16 protein-coding genes are annotated in these 17,533 nt (G+C 37.7%); 7 read left to right on the top strand and 9 right to left on the bottom strand.

Features of this window, described 5'->3' with window-relative positions; translation table 11 throughout:
• Nucleotides 1–437: 437 nt before the first annotated feature.
• Entirely contained in the window at nt 438–3,668 is a 3,231-nt protein-coding gene (locus tag AB657_RS02450) for a S41 family peptidase (RefSeq protein WP_047245040.1), read from the bottom strand.
• Between the two features lie 142 nt (nt 3,669–3,810).
• On the opposite strand from AB657_RS02450, the gene AB657_RS02445 reads away from it, so the two are divergent.
• The 5 genes from AB657_RS02445 (at nt 3,811) to AB657_RS02425 (ending at nt 9,676) form a co-directional block, all read left to right on the top strand.
• The gene (locus AB657_RS02445) at nt 3,811–4,407 is read left to right on the top strand and encodes a methyltransferase (protein ID WP_047245039.1); all 597 of its coding nucleotides are present in this window, start codon (nt 3,811–3,813) and stop codon (nt 4,405–4,407) included.
• A 101-nt stretch (nt 4,408–4,508) separates the two neighbouring features.
• Complete coding sequence (locus AB657_RS02440) at nt 4,509–7,742, top strand: VPS10 domain-containing protein (protein ID WP_047245038.1); 3,234 nt, start codon at nt 4,509–4,511, stop codon at nt 7,740–7,742.
• 111 nt (nt 7,743–7,853) lie between these two features.
• Complete coding sequence (locus tag AB657_RS02435) at nt 7,854–8,564, top strand: DUF2490 domain-containing protein (RefSeq protein WP_047245037.1); 711 nt, start codon at nt 7,854–7,856, stop codon at nt 8,562–8,564.
• A gap of 85 nt (nt 8,565–8,649) precedes the next feature.
• Nucleotides 8,650–9,288: a YceI family protein gene (locus tag AB657_RS02430; protein ID WP_047247755.1), complete on the top strand. Its 639-nt coding sequence runs from the start codon at nt 8,650–8,652 to the stop codon at nt 9,286–9,288.
• Nucleotides 9,289–9,451: 163 nt separating this feature from the next.
• The gene (locus tag AB657_RS02425; protein ID WP_232304834.1) at nt 9,452–9,676 is read left to right on the top strand and encodes a hypothetical protein; all 225 of its coding nucleotides are present in this window, start codon (nt 9,452–9,454) and stop codon (nt 9,674–9,676) included.
• Nucleotides 9,677–9,758: 82 nt separating this feature from the next.
• Here AB657_RS02425 and AB657_RS02420 read toward each other — a convergent pair whose 3' ends face one another.
• On the bottom strand, nt 9,759–10,460 hold the full coding sequence (locus AB657_RS02420; RefSeq protein ID WP_047245036.1) for a TIGR04283 family arsenosugar biosynthesis glycosyltransferase: 702 nt from the start codon (nt 10,458–10,460) through the stop codon (nt 9,759–9,761).
• Nucleotides 10,461–10,665: 205 nt separating this feature from the next.
• Between AB657_RS02420 and AB657_RS02415 the strand changes: the two genes are divergently transcribed.
• Together AB657_RS02415 and AB657_RS02410 are read left to right on the top strand one after the other, a co-directional pair.
• The gene (locus AB657_RS02415; protein WP_084696362.1) at nt 10,666–11,412 is read left to right on the top strand and encodes a DUF547 domain-containing protein; all 747 of its coding nucleotides are present in this window, start codon (nt 10,666–10,668) and stop codon (nt 11,410–11,412) included.
• Between the two features lie 603 nt (nt 11,413–12,015).
• On the top strand, nt 12,016–13,209 hold the full coding sequence (locus AB657_RS02410) for an LETM1-related biofilm-associated protein (RefSeq protein ID WP_047245035.1): 1,194 nt from the start codon (nt 12,016–12,018) through the stop codon (nt 13,207–13,209).
• A gap of 33 nt (nt 13,210–13,242) precedes the next feature.
• Here the strand turns inward: AB657_RS02410 and AB657_RS02405 are convergent, their stop codons facing one another.
• The 7 genes from AB657_RS02405 to AB657_RS02375 all read right to left on the bottom strand — a co-directional run bounded on the left by AB657_RS02405 (nt 13,243) and on the right by AB657_RS02375 (nt 17,523).
• Nucleotides 13,243–13,998, bottom strand: coding sequence for a LytR/AlgR family response regulator transcription factor (locus AB657_RS02405; protein WP_047245034.1), 756 nt, complete (start codon nt 13,996–13,998; stop codon nt 13,243–13,245).
• Between the two features lie 37 nt (nt 13,999–14,035).
• Nucleotides 14,036–14,401: a 2TM domain-containing protein gene (locus AB657_RS02400; protein WP_047245033.1), complete on the bottom strand. Its 366-nt coding sequence runs from the start codon at nt 14,399–14,401 to the stop codon at nt 14,036–14,038.
• Nucleotide 14,402: 1 nt separating this feature from the next.
• A complete protein-coding gene (locus AB657_RS02395) occupies nt 14,403–14,726 on the bottom strand; it encodes a 2TM domain-containing protein (RefSeq protein ID WP_232304833.1) in 324 nt (107 codons plus the stop codon).
• Nucleotides 14,726–15,028: a 2TM domain-containing protein gene (locus AB657_RS02390; protein WP_047245031.1), complete on the bottom strand. Its 303-nt coding sequence runs from the start codon at nt 15,026–15,028 to the stop codon at nt 14,726–14,728. The genes AB657_RS02395 and AB657_RS02390 overlap by 1 nt, the downstream gene beginning before the upstream one ends.
• A 48-nt stretch (nt 15,029–15,076) precedes the next feature.
• The gene (locus tag AB657_RS02385) at nt 15,077–15,355 is read right to left on the bottom strand and encodes a 2TM domain-containing protein (protein WP_047247752.1); all 279 of its coding nucleotides are present in this window, start codon (nt 15,353–15,355) and stop codon (nt 15,077–15,079) included.
• 217 nt (nt 15,356–15,572) lie between these two features.
• On the bottom strand, nt 15,573–16,895 hold the full coding sequence (locus tag AB657_RS02380; protein WP_047245030.1) for a 2TM domain-containing protein: 1,323 nt from the start codon (nt 16,893–16,895) through the stop codon (nt 15,573–15,575).
• 4 nt (nt 16,896–16,899) lie between these two features.
• Nucleotides 16,900–17,523: a tetratricopeptide repeat protein gene (locus tag AB657_RS02375; RefSeq protein WP_047245029.1), complete on the bottom strand. Its 624-nt coding sequence runs from the start codon at nt 17,521–17,523 to the stop codon at nt 16,900–16,902.
• Nucleotides 17,524–17,533 lie beyond the last annotated feature (10 nt).

Below are 17,533 nucleotides of genomic sequence, written 5' to 3'. Positions count from 1 at the left end.
AAATCCATGATCAAAGCATGTCCGTATACTTTGGCCGGAAAAAAATGCATTGCTGTTATTAAGGGGAAAAAACCAACAGTACAAGAGAATGACAACAAAATATTGAGATTAAAGAGGGGTATGAAAACTGGACGGAATATATCGTTGGTAGGTATATTCTGTCCTTTTTTTTGGTATTCCCTTTTAACGGGGATGAACACCAGTTTTATTGTATTGAATGCCATACATTCTGCACTAGTTATACTCTTTGGGCTTTTGATAATATTAGTAAACTATCTTTTATTGATAAATTATAAACGAAAAGCCGTTCAACAATAAAACACTTCATTTTACCCTATCATATTGGTTTCGTTTTCATACCATTAATATAAAATCGGTTTATTACCTACAATGGCAATAAACCGATTAGTTTATATTACATATTTATTAGGAGGTAGCTACTCTACCTCTTTCATCAATACTTCAATAGACTTTTCCAATTGCTGATCTACACCTTTGGCTATGATCTCTGGTTGATTTTTCACTATAATATCCGGATTGGTCTCGTTGTTTTCCATCCACTCCCCTGCCTTGTTCTTGGCACTAACGGGTACTACTCCCCAACGACCTCCGTTCGGTAATCCTTCCCAACCTGCAAAACTACAGGTGCCGGGTACGGGCATACCCACAGTTTTTCCAATTTTCAGATCTACATATCCACTGGCAAAACACGAACCATCACTGTACATTGATTCGTTGAACATGGCCAAAGTTGGTTTTGTCCAACGAGAAGTAGGTTCTCCGCCCACTACCCTAGCTTCGGTCTCATAAGACAAAAATGGTACGCCGGTAAAGAACATGGCCAAGTCGGCCACCAAATCTCCTCCACCATTAAAACGGGTATCTACAATGACTCCTTTTTTATCATGGAACTTACCTAGCATTTCTTCGTAAATAGTGCGGTAGGGACCATCGCTCATTCCAGGTATATGCACATAGCCCAACGTACCGTTGCTCTTGGCCAAGACCTCTTTCTCATTATTTTTCACCCATCTATCGTACAACAACCTACCTTCTTCCCTCAGTGAAATAGGCTTTACGGTTATTTGCTTTCTTTTTCCATTTTTATCCAATATGTCCAATAGGGTAAAATCACCTTCGATACGGTTTAGGTAATAGGCCACATCTATGGAGTTTCCTATGACGTTACCATTTATTTTTTCAATGATCATACCAGGTTCAATATCAAAACCGGATTTATCTAAAGGTCCGCCTTTTATAATCTCTGTAATCTTTAATCCGTTACCTTGGTATCCGTAGTCATAAAATACACCTAATGAAGCAGTTTTATCCCCATTTTTAACATTTTTTGAAAAACGGGCTCCAGCATGGCTCACATTCAATTCTCCCAACATTTCAGATATCATTTCGGCAAACTCATAATCATTGCCGATATGGGGCAAGTACTTTTCATACTCCGTACGCATTGCTTTCCAATCTACCCCATGAAAAGAAGAGGTATAAAATATTGCGTTGGTCCGCAACCAAATATGATCGAACATATATTGGCGTTCCGCTTCCGCATCCAATACCATTTCTGAATTTATCTTTACCGGTTTCGTTTTTGAGGCCTTCAAATCTACCTTGGCTATTTTTCCGTCGGACAACAAGAACAGGTTTTCTTTTTTGGCATCCCATTGTAAACTTCCAGATCTTGCCCCTAAAGAGATAAGCATTTTCGTATTCTTGGTCCGTATTTCGGTTTCCCACAAGTTTAGATCTTTTTCGAAACGGGTGAGGTAGTAAAGTTTTTCACCATCTTTAGAAAGAACCGCATCGGAAAGCAACGAAGAATGTATGGTCAACCGTGCTTTTCTTCGGTCTACATCTTCCAAGTCAAATTTTAGTTCTTTAGCAGGTTTCTTCTCTTTTTTATCTTTCTTCTTCTTTTTACCCTCAGATTCGGTATCTTCCTTTTTATCCTTAGAGGCCTCTTCTATCATTTTTATCAAATCGAACTCTTCCTTCGATTTATTAAACTTGTCCCAAGCTTCTTGATTTAAGAACATGGTATAGACATCCATCTCCGATCTTCCACTAGTTGCATAGCTCCTTAATCCATCTCGGTTGGTAAAGTAGAGAATTTGATTACCTTCATTTACCCATTTCGGAGAACTATCGTAATAACCACTTTCGGTCAAGTTTTTTCGCTTCTTTCCGTCTTTGGAGATCAACAACACTTCCGAATTACTTAACGAAACGCTCCAATCTACCAATAACCAATTACTATCGGGACTCCATTTAAAATACTTATCCCCATCCCGCATATGAAAAAGCTCTTTCTGAGTCAACAAGGTATAAGTCTCATTGGTCTTAAGGTTCTTTACTTTCAAGTTTCTTCTATCCTCGATATAGGCAACATAGGTGCTATCGGGAGAAAATTCAGGTAGGTACACATCGGTTTTTGCCGTAATCAACGTATCTTCCTTAAACAAGGTAGCCGCAAAGAAATAAGGTTCTTCAGAACGTACTTTCGACGATTTGAAAATGGTCCATTTTCCATCGCGTTCACTGGCATAGGCAACCGATTTGCCATCGGGCATGAATTTGACAAAGCGTTCTTGTTCTGGCGTATTGGTGATACGCTTGGTCAATGATCCATCTACAGAGGTAACAAAAACCTCTCCCCTACTGATAAAAGCAATTTCCTTGCCGTTTGGTGCTACATCCATTTCCCGTACACCGCCATTTACGGTCACATACTCTATGGGGTTGGTATCTTCTTGTGTTCTAATAATAATATTTACTTTTTGGGCAGATTTACCAGGCTCTAGAGTATATATCTCTCCATCATAACCAAAAGCCAATGTACCATTACCAATACTTAATGAACGAACGGGATGTGTTTTAAAATTCGTAAGAGTCTGAATTTGTGACCCACCGTTCAAAGCTCTTGAAAACACATTGAAAGTACCTTCTCGTTCACTTAAATAGTAAAGGGTGTTGCCATCTTTAGAAAATACAGGGTTACGGTCCTCCCCTTTAAAATTAGTCACCTTTTCATGTTTTCCCGTGGCAAAATCATAAATCCATATATCTCTGGTAATGGCAGAAGTATGGTGTTTTCTAAAGGTGTCTTCATACCCCTTTTTATCTTGATACACCAATTTAGTACCATCGCCGTTTACTTGAACACTTTCTGCTGGCACCGTAAGCACCTGGTCTACCCTACCACCTGTTACCGGTACACTATATAATTCTGGCTGAGAACCGGTAGGGTATTGCCGATGTGTTACGGCATCTAACCGTGCCGCCCCAAAAAGTATACTACTCCCATCTGCCGAAAAACTATAAGGTGTTTCATCGTTACTGTGATAAGTTAATCTTTTGGCTTCACCACCTTCGGCATCCATCACATATACATCAAAATTACCATACCTATTTGAGGCAAATGCCAATTGCTGGCCATTCTTGCTCCATACAGGAGCATAATCATGCGCCGAATGAAAGGTTAACTGCTTTGCCACACCCCCATTTGAAGGAACAGAAAATAGGTTGCCCTTATAGGTAAAGACGATAACTTCACCATTTGGTGATATTGCAGGATACCGTGCCCATTTTGGGCTTGTCTGAGCCATGGACATAATGGAAAAACAGATGGTAAATGCGGTCAAGAAATAAGCTTTCATTTAGTTGTTTTTTGTTGATAATTGTAGATTTTGAAAGATAGGAAATTGATCTAACGTCCACAATTTTGTTTCACATTAGATGTCAATATTATTAAACTACAAATAAGTAATTTTACTGAGTACATTAAAAAAGACATAACAATTGAAAAAAGAGGAAGACTACTGGACCCAACGTTACAAAGAACACAAAACAGGTTGGGACATTGGTTATGTAGCAACCCCCATCAAAACATATATAGACCAAATTATAGATACATCCCTAAAAATATTGGTTCCTGGGGCCGGAAATGGATATGAAGTGGAATATCTATGGCAACAAGGTTTTAAGAACGTTCACATTTTGGATATTTCAGAAATTCCATTAGGCCACTTCAAGAAAAGAAACCCCGACTTTCCTGAAAAACAAATACATTGTTTCGATTTTTTTGAATTTCAGGAGCAGTTCGACCTTATAATCGAACAGACCTTTTTCTGTTCAATGGTTCCCACGAACAACAATAGGACTGCATATGCAAAACACATGTCAGAACTTTTAAAGCCAAACGGAAAATTGGTAGGCCTTTGGTTCGATTTTCCATTGACAGAAGATATGGAAAAAAGACCTTTTGGTGGAGACAAAGAGCTGTATATAAGCTACCTATCCCCTTTTTTTAAAATAATTACTTTTGATTGCTGCTACAATTCGATTCCCCCAAGACAAGGAAACGAACTGTTCGGGATATTTGAAAAACGCAATTAAATTATATCTCCTATACCCACAAAACCATCTCTTAACATGGTTTTAAGAAACCCAATCTTTCTTTTCAATTATATTTAGGCAACTAACTAACAAACCAAGAAATGACTCGAAAATCACTTTCCTTTTTGATGCTCATGGCATCTTTTTTTATTAATGCACAAGACTTTAACATGGATCTGGCACAAGACCTAAAACCCCGTAACATAGGTCCTGGGGGCATGAGTGGTCGTGTAACCGCTATTGATGTTGTTACCGAAAACCCAGATATCATGTATGTAGGTACCGCTTCTGGAGGCCTATGGAAATCAACCTCTGGAGGCGTAAAATGGACTCCAATTTTTGATAATGAGGTGACGGGCTCTATCGGTGCCCTCGCCATTCAGCAAAACAACCCTTCTGTAATTTGGGTAGGTACGGGAGAAGGAAACCCAAGAAATAGTGTAAATGGAGGTTACGGTATATATAAATCTATGGATGGTGGCAAAACATGGAAATCTATGGGACTGGAAAAAACCAGGCACATTCATAGAATTAAGATAGACCCTATGAATCCTAATACGGTTTATGTGGGTGCCATAGGTTCCCCATGGGGAGAACACCCCGAGAGAGGCGTTTACAAAACAACAGATGGTGGTGACACTTGGGAAAAAGTTCTTTTTGTAAACAATAAGACCGGTGCTGCAGACCTGATAATGGACCCTACCAATCCGAATAAATTGATCGCCGCCATGTGGGAACACAAGAGAGAGCCTTGGTTCTTTAACTCTGGTGGGCCGGGAAGTGGTTTATACATGACGCACGATGGCGGAAAAAATTGGAAAAAGCTAACGGAAGAAGATGGTCTTCCTAAAGGAGACCTAGGTAGGATCGGTGTAGCAATTGCTCCAGGTAAACCCAATATTGTCTACGCTTTGATCGAGGCAAAAAAGAATGCCCTATACAAATCTGAGGATGGTGGGTTTAAATGGAAAAAAATAAATGATAAAAGCGATATAGGCAACCGTCCTTTTTACTACTCTGAAATCTATGTGGACCCTGAAAACGAAAATAGGGTATTCTCTGTGTTTACCTATGTGAACGTTTCACAGGATGGTGGTAAAAACTTTAAACAATTAATGCCGGCCTATAGAGCAAATAATGGGGTCCACCCCGACCATCACGCCTTTTGGATCCACCCCGATAACGGCCAGTTTATGTTGGACGGTAACGACGGTGGTCTTAATATTTCTAAAGATGGTGGAAAAACATGGCGATTTATAGGTAATTTACCGGTAGCTCAATTTTATCATATTGCTACTGACAATGAGTTCCCATATAACGTGTATGGAGGAATGCAAGACAATGGCTCTTGGAGGGGGCCTGCCTATGTCTGGAAAGCACAAGGCATACGCAATAGTTATTGGCAAGAGATAAGTTTTGGTGACGGTTTTGATGTTGTGCCGGACCCTGAAGACTCTAGATACGGGTATACCATGAGTCAACAAGGTAATGTACAAAGGTTCGATTACTTAACGGGTAACAACTATTTAGTACGCCCTACCCCACCAGATGCCGATACAAAACTGCGTTTTAATTGGAATTCGGCCATAAGCCAAGATCCATTTGATGCCAGTACTGTATATTTTGGAAGTCAGTTTGTTCACAAGAGCACAGATAAAGGTTTAACCTGGAAGGTAATTTCCCCCGACCTGACCACTAACGACCCAGAAAAGCAAAAACAAAGCGAGAGCGGCGGTCTTTCTATGGATGCCACGGGTGCCGAAAACCATACGACTATCTTGGTCATTGAGCCTTCCCCTGTTGAAAAAGATATGCTTTGGACAGGTTCTGACGACGGTAAGGTCCACTATACCCAAAACGGAGGCCAGACCTGGACAGATGTAACGGATAATATAAAGGGATTACCAAAGGGAAGCTGGATTCCCCAAATAAAAGCCTCTACCAGAAATAAAGGAGAAGCGCTTTTAATTGCCAATGACTATAGAAGATTCAATTACACCCCTTATGCATACAGAACTAAGGATTATGGCAAAACATGGACAAGAATCGTGGACAGTGATGATGTAGAGAGCTATGCTTTATCCATTATAGAGGATCCCGAAAACCCCAATTTAATGTTTTTAGGTACAGATGATGGGCTTTATGTTTCTTTTGATGCGGGAGAAAAATGGCAAAAATGGACACAAGGTTTCCCCACTGTCTCCACAAAAGATTTAGCAATTCACCCAAGAGAACATGATTTGGTAATCGGTACTTTTGGAAGGGCCGCCTGGGTTTTGGACGATATTAGACCCTTACGTGCACTGGCAAAGGACAAAAACATATTGAACAAAGATATAGCATTGTTTACCCCACCTACCGCCTACCAAGCCGCCTACCAACAACCAACCGGAAGTAGATTTGGTGCAGATGGCCTTTACCAGGGAGAAAACAGAAAACCCGGAGCTATGATTACCTACTATATAAAAGAAGGCAAAAAAGATAGCGCCAAAGAAAAACCATCAGGTGACAAGAAGAATTCCAAACCAAAAACGGAAAACAAGACCGATAATAAAAAGAAACTGACCGGGGTTCAAAAGAAAGACTCCATTCAGTTTGATATCTACGATGGAGACCGATTGATCCGTACCTTAAAATATAAAACACCTGAAAAGGCCGGTTTCCATAGAATTTATTGGCGTATGGATGAAAAAGGACCGGACAGGCCTTCTAGAAGAATCCAAAACAGCAAAAATGAACGTGGTGGTGTAGATGTAAAACCTGGTACTTACACTATAAAGGCACATTATGGCGATGCAACGGAAGAAACTCAGATTACGGTAAAATCAGACCCACGGTTAAATGTTTCTACCGCTGCCATAAACGAGATTTACGCAAATCAAAAAACGTTGGAGAAGTATACCCAAACAGCAGCAGATGCGGTAAAACAATTGGTTGAAAGCAAACAGGTAGCCGAAAGCTATCAAAAAGACCTAAAAAAGCTAGATGAAGAAAAATACAAACAACAAATAAACGACTCTAAAGCCATTGTAAAACAGATAGACTCGGTAATTGCCTTATATATTGGAAAAATTGACAAAAGACAAGGAATTACCAGAAACCCGGAAATTACGGTGATGAATCGTATACAGGATGCCCAAAGGTATGTGAGCTCTAGACAAACAGGTATCACCGCTACCGAAAAACAATTGATGAATTTCGCAAAAGAAGAGCTACAATCCGCTCTGGAAAAAACCAATACGTTTTTCTCCAAAGAATGGAATCCTTACAAAACAAAGATGGAAAGCTTACAATTGTCTCCATTCAAAAAGATAGAGGTCTTTGATTTAAAGTAAAAAGTATAAATAAATGGTCTGAATTATTTTACTTTATAGTTGCTAAAACATATTTAAAATAAAATAAAGTCTAATATTCATACCGGTAAAATTAGATGCAAAAAAATATTTATGAGGAAATTAGTTATAGTACTATTCACCATTATATCAACCGTAACCATGGCCCAAGAAAATGGAGAAAACGAATTGGGAAGTTGGTTCATGTATTTCGGAACTAACAAAATAGCGGATAAATGGAGCGTTCATACCGAAGCTCAATTTAGATATTACGAAACCGCTTCAAATTATAACCAATTATTATTAAGAACTGGTATCAACTATCATATCAATTCGGACGCCATTGCCACTCTTGGGTATGGTTATATAGATACAGATCCAACTTTTGAAAGTAGTTTGAACGCGGCCAATTTGTCTGAACATAGAATTTTTGAACAGTTTATCCTAAAGAACAAAGTATGGGAATTTTTGTTTGAACACCGTTACCGCTTAGAACAAAGATTTATATCACAAACCGATATTTTAAGTGATCCCGAACAGGACTTGGACAGAACGGAACACCGTGCCAGGTATCGGTTACAGGTTACACTACCGTTAACAGATATTTTCTTTCTGAACTTTTATGATGAAATCTTCATTAACCTACAAAATGAAGCTTTCGGCCAAAATAGACTTTATGCGGCCCTAGGCATCAACGTAACCGAAGACCTAAGTGTGCAATTTGGATACCTAAAAAATCATTTTAGCAGTACCAATTACGATCGTTTGCAACTGGGCCTTGTGTTCAATACCGATCTAAGAAGTGCCTTTAAAAAGAAGAAGTAACGAAAAGATTTTAATTTTTGATGCCGTAATTCTTTTGACGTCTTATATAATCAGTAACTTTATACTTTTAATAAAATTCACAATTATGAAAAAAATAATTTATGCGTTCATTTGCTCATTAGCACTTTTGTCTTTTAGCTGCAAAAACGCCAAAAAAAATCAAGAAGTAAAAGATACCCAAGAGGTAACCGAGTCTGCTGAAATGTTCAGTATAATCAAAGATTCTTCCAAGGTCGCTTTTACGGCCTATAAAACAACAGAAAAAGTACCTGTAGGCGGAGAGTTCAAGGAAATAAACATTACCAAAAGCCAAGCAGGAACTACGCCATTGGAAGCCTTGAACGGTCTTGAGTTCAGTATTCCGGTAAGTAGTTTATTCACCAACGACCCTACCGGTGTAAGAGACCCTAAGCTATTAGAATTTTTCTTTGGTGTTATGAAAGACCCTGAATTAATTTCGGGCAGTTTTAAAGTGGAGAACGACAAATGTTCGGTTGACCTTACTCTTAACGGTGAAACCCATAATTTACCATTGGAAAACGCTATGGCGGGCGATTCTAAAATTACCCTTACAGGGGTTTTGAATTTAGAAGATTGGAATGCAATGGATGCCGTAAACTCTATTAACAAAGCGTGTGAAATTTTGCACACCGGTAAAGATGGGGTAAGTAAAACTTGGAGCGAAGTAGCTATAAACGCAGAAGTAATGGTCCAAAAAAAATAGTAATTTTCTAGGATTTGAAAATACCAAGTAAAAGGGCCACCCAATGGGTGGCCCTTTTTGCTTGTAACATTGTTCAGTATAAGCTTCAAAAGCTTTATATAGCCCCGATACAAGGCTTTACTTCTAAAGAGTATTGTTTTATAATGCTATCAAAATATTTTTTTTGATAGAACCCCAACCAAAATTTTCTTATTTTTCGTCCATGGATGTAAAGAAACTTTTCGGAACACTACTTACCCTTCTTGGAATAGGAGGCCTTATTTATGCTGCTATCTTATTTGGCAACGGTACAGGAAACACAAAACAACTTATTGTTTATGCCGTACTCGGTGCCATATTTTTCTTTTCGGGAGTTGGACTCATACGAACCATGAAAAGTAAGGAATAACGGTTCTCAAAGTCTTGATACATAGACGAAGGCACAACACGGCATTAAAGTAATATCTTCAAAAGTGCTTTACCTATATGGTTTAAGTACTGTACGGGGTTTTTAATAATGAGTCGTGAAGACGTTTCAGTTTTTTGCCCGAAACGCCCATTTTAAAAAGTACCATTAAAAGCAAATTGGATAAATTCACCTTTAAATAAGAGTTACTCTCATATTTACGTGCAGATACCACAAGGTTGTTACCAATTATCGTATAGGGTACTCTTTGTTGTTTCATTCTTTTAAAAAACTCAAAATCTTCCATAATAATTTGAGTTTCATTAAACCCTCCCAAGGTATTGAAAACTGTTTTTTTAATAAATAGACATTGGTCTCCCCCACCTGTAAAAAACCCATCTTTTCTCGTGAAGAAAGCATTGATGTTCAACAAAAAACTATCCTTATCAAATTTATAGGAAAAGAAACCAGCATCGTTACCGTTGGCAATAGCACTTTCTATATCCATTAAAAATGATGCAGGTGGTCTAACATCTGCATGTAAAAAAGCCACTATTTCTCCCTTTGCCACCCTAGAAGCTTCGTTCATTTGTACCGCCCTGCCTTTTTGAGAACACATTATTAATTGCGCCTTGTTACAAACATCTACACTAAAATCATTTTTACTTTCTGGAGACAAGGCCACAATTATCTCAAAACCATGATCACTTTTTAACCCGGACAGTTCACCTATTAAATCTGTTAAGTTCTCTTTTTCTTGATGTGCGGGAATAATAATGCTTATCATTTGAACAATAGTACGTAAAAACAAATAACCTGATTACGATCCATAATTATTAAAGCTACATAAATAGTATACCAACCATTGAAAGTTTCTCCAATATTTACGACCTATTTGCTGTAGGCCGACTATTATTATTGCACAAATACCATTAGTAAAAACAATGAACACACCCCCAGTAAGACTACTAATATATATTCTTCTAATTACGATGACATCTTGCAAAAGCGTTCAAGATTCAGATGAAGTTACCACAAAAGATATCGATTACAACGAACTTTCCGAGGATTTTCTTAAAAAGACAAAGCTGAATGAAAGTACCGAAAACATAGAAGCTACCTTGGCTAAGGCCAGTTTAGAAAGTCTAGAGAGGTCTCTATCCAGTGATGCCAAAAAGTTGGCCTTTTGGACCAACATATATAATGCGTACATTCAGGTAATTCTTAAAAAAAATCCAGATCTATATAAAGACCGGGGCAGCTTCTTTAAAAAGAAACAGATTATCATTGCCGGCGAAAAAATTTCATTTGCAAAAATAGAACATGGTATTCTTAGAAAATCGCAATGGGAATATGGCCTGGGGTACATTAGAAAATGGTTTCCCGGTAAGTTAGAAAGAAGATTGCGGGTGAAGAAGCGAGATTATCGCATACATTTTGCCCTAAATTGCGGGGCAAAAGACTGTCCGCCGGTAGCTATTTATGAATGGGACCGGTTAAATGAGCAATTTGACAAAGGAACCAAGGCATATTTAAGTAGTACCACGGATTATAACGAACTTAAAAAAGAAGTATCCGTCACCTCGCTGTTTAATTGGTTTAGAGGTGATTTTGGAGGAAAAAGTGGAATTAGGAAAATATTGAAACAAAATAGTTTGATTCCCACCACAAAAGATATCGACCTTGTATATAAAAACTACGACTGGACTTTAGATCTGGATAATTTTGTGGATCTCTAATTATTTGACACCCTCAACAATTCATTTACACGGCCGTTTGTGTAATGCATAATGGGCATAAAAAATTTATTGTACCAACAATACGTTGTACATATTTCCAAAAAAACATGTTAGGCGTAATGGATGTTACTTTCTATTAAGTGTTCTTTGAAGCGCACGGTGCGCCATTATACTTTTACCTACCATAAAAGCCATGACCGTAATCCATATAGTAAAAAGAAAGTATGTCATAAGAAAAGTAATTTAGAAGATTGGTTTAGTTATTATCCTTTATCCGTTGATAAGCGTTTGGTGTCTTTTCAATCTATAAAATGCATTTCACCGATAAACATATGCATTTCATCTAATAAATTCTTAATAAAATTATAATTTTCGATGAAATACACTCATATTCACCTGTAAATCTTAAAATTCGGATATATCAACCTTAAAAAAATACAAAAAGGTCCCAATCCTTTAAAAAGAGTGATGACCACAAAAGAACAAATACTCCCATGGTATATTTGCTTGATTATAATGACAAGGTCTTCAAATTCATAACACAATTTCTATAACAACAAAAGAATCAATTAACTAACTTTGTGGTTCCCAAAATAATAACATATGAACCCATCCGCTAACGGTTGGATCGATAAATTTGGCTCACTGATCAAGAAACACGAAGACACCTATGTAAGCTTTGGTGAGCTATATGATGCTTTAAAAGAAATTGGATTTGTATACGGAATAAGTAGCGACCTACCCCCTTTTATAATTCCCGAGCATAAACCTTCTGAAGATGAAATGGCCAAAATAAACCTATTAACGGCACTTTATTTCACCTTTAAGATAGAAACTTCTCAAACAGATTTTGATCTGTACCTAAAAACAATGTTCGAGTTTTATGAAGCTTTGGAAGTAAACAAGGTATCATTTCTAGGAAAACTGTTCTCGGGAAACAAAACCTCATCAAAACTGGAGAAAATATTGGAATCCAGGGTTTATATCGAAGATAATATCATAAGCAAAACCTTTAATGGCCTTATTACCAATTCGCTTCTTTTTATGGATGTTCTATTGTTTCGAAAGTATTTAACAAACTCCGAAGAAATTTTGAAACAGGCCAAAAAACTGGAATATCTGGCCCTAAATATTAGTTATAACGCCCTAAAATCGAAAAAAAGGAATAAAACCGATAAAAAATTGGCCCAGTTGTTAGATTCCTCTTTGACCTATATAAACAGTGATGACCAAAAATATGACGATTCGTATAGAGCCCAGTTACTGTCCAACAAAGATGTTTGGGAGAATATGTACCTACTGGACTTCGCCTGCCTGACAGTCTGGGAAGATCATTCTTTGGAACACACGGAATCTGAATTCATTTACACCCTTGGAAAGGACCTAAACTTTGACTATAATGTCATAGACAAGTCTCTTTTTGATGTAACCCGCTTCATAAACGTGAACAAGGAGACCATTCCCTTTCTACAAGAGCACAATATGGCTTTTCAGTTTTATGACAATATGTCCAAACTGGTGAATCGGCTTATCTTAAGAAACAGTAAGAGGCTTCAAAAAGAACTTTCTGAAAGTGCAGAACTGGTGTCTCTATTATCCAAATCTACCGTTAGGGAGCTTAGTAAAGAAGAAAAGAAAAAAGTGCAATCACAACTTTTGGACATCTTTAAGAGCATACCCTCCTTGGCTATTTTCTTATTGCCGGGCGGAGCGATATTACTGCCTATTTTTATAAAATTAATTCCGACACTATTGCCTTCCTCGTTTGATGAAAATAGAGTGGAAAAGGATAAATAGCGGTTACCAATATGGCATGCCCGTTAAATTAGATTACTCTAACCATAGTTTAAAATCCTTTACCCGCTCTCTACTTACAATTATTTCAAGCTCGGGGCAACCGCTCAACTTGATCTGCAACCTAGAGTTCGTGTAAGAAACGATATCTTTTATATAATCTATGTTCACATAGAACTTGCGGCTTACCCTAAAGAATGTTTTGGGTTCCAATTCGGTTTCCAGGTTTTCCAAGGTCGTATCCAAAAGGTAATTTCTACCATCGCTCGTTGCGGCATAAGTACCTTTGTTTTCGCTGTAAAAACACGCCACTTCATCCGCATTGATAATTTTTAGATGCTGCCCTACTTTTGCTGTAAACCTCTTTTTATACTCCCTTTCAATGGGGTTTACCAACAACTTTTTTATATCCTCAAAATCTAGGGTCAGTTTATTAGTAGAAGGTTTTAGCTCCCGATACTTTTTAACGGCACTTTCCAACTCTTCGTCATCTATAGGTTTAAGCAAATAATCTATACTATTAAGCTTAAAGGCTTGCAGGGCATATTCATCATAAGCAGTGGTAAATATAATGGCACTCTTAATTTCTATTACATCGAATATTTCAAAAGACAGGCCATCGGATAATTGGATGTCCAAAAAAATTAGGTCGGGGTGCTCGTTGGTATGAAACCATTGTATGGCCTCTTCTACCGAATGCAACATAGTGGATACCACTACATCCAATTCTGCCAATAACCGCCCCAATCTTCTAGCAGCAGGTTTTTCGTCCTCAATAATTATTACGTTCATTGCTCTTTACTATTATAAACCTGTCAAATACTAGTCTTTATGGTTTTGATTTATCGTCCTCTTCCTGTAAGAACTTTTTAATTTGTTTTTCTTCCCATTTTTTGATGAAACCTGGTTTCATTTCGGCCCAAGGGATGGCTTTGAACCTAAAGACATAAATGCCATGAACCAAAAGGCCTATTCCCCATAAAATAGGAGTACCTATAATATTCCATTCAAACCAATCAACAAAATTCTCATTTTGAAACCCTTGACCGTTAAAATAATCAAGTACCTTAAATTTAATCAATAGTAGAACAATATTTACAACTATAAAAATTCTAACATGTTTGTAGAACTTTTTTATTTGTGCTACCTGTCGTTGCGCCCTTATATATTTTTCCGATTGTTGTACGTTCTCCATGTTATCTAAATTTCTCGGCCTCTTGCCTATCCTTTTCTATATATTTCTGTATTTGGCGCTCTTCCCACTCTTTTGAAAAAATAGGATTATAAGAGAACACCTTCATGCCATGGAAGAACAAACCTATTCCCCAGAACACCCATATTGCGAAACTACCAAAATCCAATACATCCATTATCTCTGCACCGTCGTTCACCCTTCCAACAATAGTACTTGTAGTTATAAAAACATTTACTACAATGTAAATTGTCAAATGAAAATAAAAGCCTTTTAGTTCTTTGAGTCTTTTTTTTGCCCTTTCCAATTTTACGTTCTTTCTTTCCATTATTTCCATTTCTTTTGTTCTTCCTCTTCTTTCATTAATTCTTGAATCTTTCTGTTTTCCCAATCTTTACCGAGTATAGGGTTAAAACCAAATGCTTTTACTGCTTGAAAAACCAAGCCTATACCCCACCCAAAAGCAGCCCACAAAAACCACGGATAGTTCCATTTGTCCACCCAATAGTTCAATCCTGCTAAAAAGGCTATAAAAATTACGTAAGACAGCACGCCCGTATAGAATTTTTTGATGTTCTCCACCCGTTCCTTTGCCCTAAAATACTTTGCTTCTTGATCTCTTTGTGTCATAATAGTTGGTTGTTATTGGTGTAAAGCCTTCTTAAATATAATTAATCCTTAAAATTCCTCTTCTTTCATAAACTCCCTAAGTTTACGCTCCTCCCATCCTTTACCTAATATTGGGTTGTAACCGTATGCCTGGAACCAGTGCCCCAATAAACCTATTCCCCATCCTACGGCCGGAAAAATGACCCATGGAAAACTTGTGGTATTGTAATTTATCCATGCCAAAAAAGGTATTACTATGCAATACGCCAATACGTTACTGTAAAATGATTTAATGGCCTCTACTTTTTCTTTTGCCCTGATGTACTTAATTTCTTCCGTAGTTTTCATAATGTAATTTTTAGTTGGATTAAAACCCATGGTTATTATAATTATAGTATAAAGGTCACGAAAGAAGAGTGGTTTTTAAAAATTGAATTACCCAACTGTAAATTTTTAAGGATAGAATGTAAAACGGTACGGTACGAGAATTAAAGACAAGTAAAATACATCATGGAAGTTCAACGCCCCGATGATCAAGAACACCGATGTTTTGCCTAAAAATGAATTAAAAATCCTCCTTTTCCATTAATTCCCGAAGCTTCTTTTCTTCCCATCTTTTTCCCCAAATGGGATGATAACCAAAAGCTTCCATACCATGGGTAAGAAGGCCAAATCCCCACCCTACGACAGGAAAAATAATCCACGGAAAACTTGTGGTCTTATAGTTTAAGAATGCAAGGCATGGTATAACAATGCAATACGCGATCAAGTTTCCGTAAAAACCTTTTATGGCCTCTACCTTTTCCTTTGCCTTCTGGTAGCGCTTGTCATCAATATAGTCGTCTTGGGTCTCAACAACCGACACCTGCTGGGTCAGTATGGGCAGATCTACCGTAAAATCGGTAGCGGTCTTTGTTATTTCCATTTTACGGTCGCTTAACAACTGGTATCGTTGTTGTATATTCTGAAGTCCTACTCCACTACTTTTCTTTACCACTTGTTTCTCTTGCAGGTTATTGGTTACCCGCAACCGCCCATTATCTTCGTAGATTTTTATATGTAGTGGCTTTACTGAATTAACGATATTATGTTTTACGGCATTTTCCAATAAAAGTTGTAGGGACAATGGTACAATTTTGGCCTCGGGGTTGCTAGCCTTTTCGGGTATATCCAAAACAATACTATCCTCAAAACGCATTTTTAAAAGCTTTACATAGGTTTTTGCGAATAGGAGCTCTTCATCTACCGAAACCAAATCTTTGTTCTTTTGCTCTAGCACATACCTATAAACCTTTGATAGTGAGGTTGTAAATTTTTGAGCCTGATTGGGGTCTTCCTCTATTAAGCTAGTCAGTACATTAAGACTATTAAATAGAAAATGAGGGTCTAATTGGTTTTTTAGGGCGTCAAACTTGGCGGAAGCGGTACCGGCAATTATTTTTTGCTCTTTTACCTTGTTTTCTTGCAGTGCCTTATAAAAATGAAAAGCATGCAAGAACAAAGAGATCAATACCGTAATAACAATCGCAAAAATGTAGGCAAAAGACTCTTCGTTAGCTATAAAATAGCTGTAGGTTTGGCCATAAACCACAACCGACAAGAACATTCTCAATAACCCAAAAACTATTATAGAGAGAATAATGGACCCCAAGGCCCCTACCCACAAACGGGTCTTGGGTTGTGTAGCCCAATCGTATTTTATGGATACGCCATCATAATAATAAGCGTTTACCAAGGTGAGTACAAAACTAAATAGAAAACAGGTTCCAAAATACTCTATAAAAACGGACCAAGTTAGAGGTTCGTTCAAAAAAACAAGAAGATTTAGCAGGGTAATACCTGCGGTAATATAAATGGATATTCTTAAGAGTTTGAGAAACTTTTGCATCGATCTAGCCTTTACATTGTGCCAAGGCTTCCTTTGCCCTATCTTCTCCCCAATTGGGGTAAAATGCACCTTCGGGTTTAAAGTTAGCAAAAAGTTCTAACGAACGTTCTATATCTTTACAGTAAGGGGACGTATCTTGCCCAAAATATCTGGCCGAGCCCATATCCCATTCTGCCTTTGAAAAAACCACCCTTGGATTTTTAGGAGCCAATTGCATGGCTTGGTTGTACAAAGCTACCACTTTGCCGGAAAGCGTCATCCCATAGGTAGCACCATCAAAAGCGATCCATGCGGTATATGTCATGGCCTGCTGTACCAAAATCTCTGGATTTTGCGGAGAAATTGCTTTGGCCAAATCCAAGAATTCCTGGGCCTTGTCCAATTGCTGTTTTAGTTTTTTTTCATCCTTCTCACCAAAAGATATAATCGTATTTATCTGGGCTACATAGTAATACGGCAACCAATTATCCGGTTCGGCAGTGCCTATCCTTTCAAACAGGTTAGAGGCCTCTAGGGGTTTCCCCTCTTTCCAAAGAGAAAAGGCTTTTTCCATTCCCTTTGTATATTTATCTTGGGCAAAAACATTGCCAGCTACTACCAATATTATAAGTGTGATTATTTTTTTCATCTGAAGAGTT

It is taken from the genome of Maribacter thermophilus (assembly GCF_001020565.1).
Lineage (GTDB): Bacteria > Bacteroidota > Bacteroidia > Flavobacteriales > Flavobacteriaceae > Maribacter > Maribacter thermophilus.
This window is presented reverse-complemented; position numbering and strand designations above follow the sequence as displayed.

What these genes read in the sequence shown, in the direction of transcription:
- AB657_RS02450 (WP_047245040.1), bottom strand. Translation starts at nt 3,668, where the DNA reads ATGAAAGCTTATTTCTTGACCGCATTTACCATCTGTTTTTCCATTATG.
- AB657_RS02440 (WP_047245038.1), top strand. Translation starts at nt 4,509, where the DNA reads ATGACTCGAAAATCACTTTCCTTTTTGATGCTCATGGCATCTTTTTTT.
- AB657_RS02435 (WP_047245037.1), top strand. Translation starts at nt 7,854, where the DNA reads ATGAGGAAATTAGTTATAGTACTATTCACCATTATATCAACCGTAACC.
- AB657_RS02430 (WP_047247755.1), top strand. Translation starts at nt 8,650, where the DNA reads ATGAAAAAAATAATTTATGCGTTCATTTGCTCATTAGCACTTTTGTCT.
- AB657_RS02420 (WP_047245036.1), bottom strand. Translation starts at nt 10,460, where the DNA reads ATGATAAGCATTATTATTCCCGCACATCAAGAAAAAGAGAACTTAACA.
- AB657_RS02415 (WP_084696362.1), top strand. Translation starts at nt 10,666, where the DNA reads ATGACATCTTGCAAAAGCGTTCAAGATTCAGATGAAGTTACCACAAAA.
- AB657_RS02410 (WP_047245035.1), top strand. Translation starts at nt 12,016, where the DNA reads ATGAACCCATCCGCTAACGGTTGGATCGATAAATTTGGCTCACTGATC.
- AB657_RS02405 (WP_047245034.1), bottom strand. Translation starts at nt 13,998, where the DNA reads ATGAACGTAATAATTATTGAGGACGAAAAACCTGCTGCTAGAAGATTG.
- AB657_RS02400 (WP_047245033.1), bottom strand. Translation starts at nt 14,401, where the DNA reads ATGGAGAACGTACAACAATCGGAAAAATATATAAGGGCGCAACGACAG.
- AB657_RS02395 (WP_232304833.1), bottom strand. Translation starts at nt 14,726, where the DNA reads ATGGAAAGAAAGAACGTAAAATTGGAAAGGGCAAAAAAAAGACTCAAA.
- AB657_RS02390 (WP_047245031.1), bottom strand. Translation starts at nt 15,028, where the DNA reads ATGACACAAAGAGATCAAGAAGCAAAGTATTTTAGGGCAAAGGAACGG.
- AB657_RS02385 (WP_047247752.1), bottom strand. Translation starts at nt 15,355, where the DNA reads ATGAAAACTACGGAAGAAATTAAGTACATCAGGGCAAAAGAAAAAGTA.
- AB657_RS02380 (WP_047245030.1), bottom strand. Translation starts at nt 16,895, where the DNA reads ATGCAAAAGTTTCTCAAACTCTTAAGAATATCCATTTATATTACCGCA.
- AB657_RS02375 (WP_047245029.1), bottom strand. Translation starts at nt 17,523, where the DNA reads ATGAAAAAAATAATCACACTTATAATATTGGTAGTAGCTGGCAATGTT.